This window comes from Actinotalea ferrariae (assembly GCF_019733465.1).
GTDB classification, from domain to species: Bacteria; Actinomycetota; Actinomycetes; order Actinomycetales; family Cellulomonadaceae; genus Actinotalea; species Actinotalea ferrariae_A.
In genome coordinates this window covers 1-2,953 of record NZ_JACVQL010000313.1, presented here as the reverse complement: position 1 = coordinate 2,953, position 2,953 = coordinate 1, and the positions used below count along the sequence as shown (strand labels likewise).

Sequence of the window (2,953 nt, the reverse complement as noted above, 5' to 3'; positions counted from 1 at the left end):
CCGCGCGAGCGGGTAGGCGCGCTCGGCCGCGTCCCTCAGGCCGCCGACGAGGGCCTCGAGCTCGGCCCGGCTCGCCGTCGGCCCGGGCGGTGCCATGCGGCCCGCCCACCGGGCGGCCCGGTCCCAGTCGACGACGAGCGCGTCGAGGGTCTGCGCTCCGCCGTCGCGGCTCACACGAGCCCCGCGACCTGCTGGACGAAGGAGTCGATCGCGGCGCGCGGGCCCGGCTGCCCGCCGGGCGGCGTCGCGTCGGCGAGCACGGCGAAGGCGAGCAGGCGACCGCCCGACGTCTGGACCGTCCCGGCGAGCGACGTCACACCCGGCAGGCTGCCGGTCTTGGCGCGCACGAGCCCCTCGGCCGGACCGTCCTCGAACCGGTCGGACAACGTGCCCTGCCAGCCCGAGATGGGGAGGTCGAGCAGCACCGGCAGCAGCTGGGGGTTGGCCGGGTCCGCGGCGGCCGCGACGAGCCCGACGAGGAGCGACGCCGGGAGGGCGGACCCCTTCGACAGCCCGCTGCAGTCCGAGAGCACCGCACCCGTGGTGTCGAGGCCCTGGCGCCCCAGCTCGGCGAGGACCGCCGCCGTCGCGCCCTCGAAGCTCCCCGGCAGCCCGTGCTCGACCGCGACCAGGCGTCCGAGCACCTCGGTGATCGAGTTGTCGGACACCTGCATCGCGTACCGGACGACCTCGCGCACGGGGGCCGACTCGACGCGGCCGAGCTCGAGCGCCCCCGCGGGCGCGTCGGCGCGCGTCGGCGTGCCCGTGACCGTGATGCCCTGGTCGGCCAGGACGGTCGCGAACGTCTGGGCCGTCTGCATCGCGGGGTCCTGGTAGCGCGGCGGGTACTCGCCCTCGCGCATCTTGGCGACGTCGATCGCGAGCGCCGCGACGGGCGCCACGAACCCCGCCGCGACGTCGGACGGCACCCACTGCGGGTGGATCGACGGGCCGGAGAAGAGGGTGTCGTCGACGGCCAGCTCGACCTGCTCGACGCCCGCGAGGCGCAGCGACCGCGCGGTCTGCGCGGCCAGGTCCACCAGGCCGGCGCGGCCGCTCACCGCGTCGGGGACGCCGGCGCCCGCGCCGAGCATCATGTCGCCGCCGCCCACGAGCACGACGCGCCCCGGCTCGAGCTGCACGACGGTCGTGGACAGCGTCCGGTCCGGGCCCAGCGCCGTCATCGCGGCGAGGCCGGTGAGCAGCTTCGCCGTGGACGCGGGCACGTGCGGCGTCGTCCCGCCGAGGTCCGTGAGCACCTGCCCGGTGAGCACGTCCTGCACGACGACCCCCGTGGAGGCGCCCATCCGCGGGTCGGCCACGAGCGCCTGGGCGATCGCGGTCACGGAGTCGGCCGCGGGCACGGGCGCCGCGGGGTCGAGCGCGGCGACGACGGGCACGACGTCGGGCGCGGCGACCGCAGCGGGGATCGTGGGGAACGGCTCCGCCGGCGAGGGCTCGGGCTCGAGCGTGAGGAGACCGGGGACGACGTCGTACGCGTCGGCGGCGACGTAGCCGCCGGCCCCGACGACCAGCGTGAGCACCACCGCGCCCGCGACCCGCGCTGCCGTACCCATCACACCTCCGTGCTCGTCGTCGTCCTCGGCCTCCCGCACGGGGGCCCGCGCAGCGGACGGCGGCACGGGACCTGCCGGTGCGCCACACTAGTCACAGCACGCCGCCGCTCGAGGCGGCCACACCCGAGGGAGCGCCCGTGGAGTTCGACGTCACCATCGAGATCCCGAAGGGGCAGCGCAACAAGTACGAGGTGGACCACGAGACGGGTCGCATCCGGCTGGACCGGATGCTCTTCACCTCGACGCGCTACCCCGACGACTACGGGTTCATCGAGGGCACGCTGGGCGAGGACGGCGACCCGCTGGACGCGCTCGTGCTCCTCGAGGAGCCGACGTTCCCGGGCTGCCTCATCCGGTGCCGTGCCCTCGGCATGTTCCGCATGCGCGACGAGGCGGGCGGCGACGACAAGGTGCTCTGCGTGCCGACGGGCGACCAGCGCGCCTCGTGGCGCCAGGACATCGACGACGTCAGCGAGTTCCACCGCCTCGAGATCCAGCACTTCTTCGAGGTCTACAAGGACCTCGAGCCGGGCAAGTCCGTCGAGGGTGCGCACTGGGTCGACAAGGCGGCGGCCGAGGCCGAGATCCGCAACTCGATCCAGCGCGCGATCGACACCGGCTACTACGAGAAGCACGGCCAGCACTGAGACGCGCCGTCGGACCGACGGCACGCACGCACGACGACGCGAGGGCGTCCGGACACCGGTCCGGACGCCCTCGCGTCATGTCTGGTGGTGCGGTGCGCTACGGCCGGCCCGCGTAGGGCATGGTCCCGGCCCAGCGGATCTTCGTGACGCGCACGTTCACGCCGGGCCTCGGGGCCTCGACCATCTGGCCGTTGCCGACGAACATCGCGACGTGCGTGATGCTGCCCGGGTCGCTGCCCACGCTGCCGTAGAAGATGAGGTCGCCGGGACGCATCGCGTCGTAGGAGATCTTCTGGACCTGGCGGTACTGGTCGCGTGACGTCCGGTTGATGCTGACGCCGGCCGCGGCCCACGCCTTGCTCGTGAGGCCCGAGCAGTCGAACGCGTCGGGGCCGACGGCGCCGTAGCCGTACGCCTTGCCGACCTGGGCGACCGCCCATGCGACCGCGGACTGGCCCTGCGCGGCCGAGCCGCGCTGCGAGCCCGTGCCGAGCCCGTAGGGGTCGGGGGCCGGCTGCGTGACCGGCGGCGGCGGGGGCGGGGGCGGGGGCGGCGTGACGACCGGTGGCGTGACCGGAGGCGCGGTGACGGGGGGCGTCGTGACCGGCGGAGGCGTCACGGGCGGAGTGACGGTGACCGGAGGGGCGACGGGCGCCGTCGCGCCGCCGCCGACCGGCGGTGCCGCCGGGGACCCGGGGGTCGAGGGGGCGACGCCGCGCTGTGCGGCGG

At 75.6% G+C, this 2,953-nt stretch carries 3 protein-coding genes; 1 reads left to right on the top strand and 2 read right to left on the bottom strand.

The features are described from left to right. Positions 1-170 precede the first annotated feature (170 nt). On the bottom strand, positions 171-1,577 hold the full coding sequence (gene dacB / locus ICW40_RS18710; protein WP_221655505.1) for a D-alanyl-D-alanine carboxypeptidase/D-alanyl-D-alanine endopeptidase: 1,407 nt from the start codon (positions 1,575-1,577) through the stop codon (positions 171-173). Between the two features lie 137 nt (positions 1,578-1,714). Here dacB and ICW40_RS18705 point away from each other — a divergent pair, with 137 nt between their 5' ends. Beyond that, positions 1,715-2,224, top strand: a complete 510-nt coding sequence (locus ICW40_RS18705; protein ID WP_221655504.1) for an inorganic diphosphatase — start codon at positions 1,715-1,717, stop codon at positions 2,222-2,224. Positions 2,225-2,321: 97 nt separating this feature from the next. Here the strand turns inward: ICW40_RS18705 and ICW40_RS18700 are convergent. After that, a partial coding sequence (locus tag ICW40_RS18700; RefSeq protein WP_221655503.1) for a C40 family peptidase occupies positions 2,322-2,953 on the bottom strand: 632 nt, incomplete at its 5' end.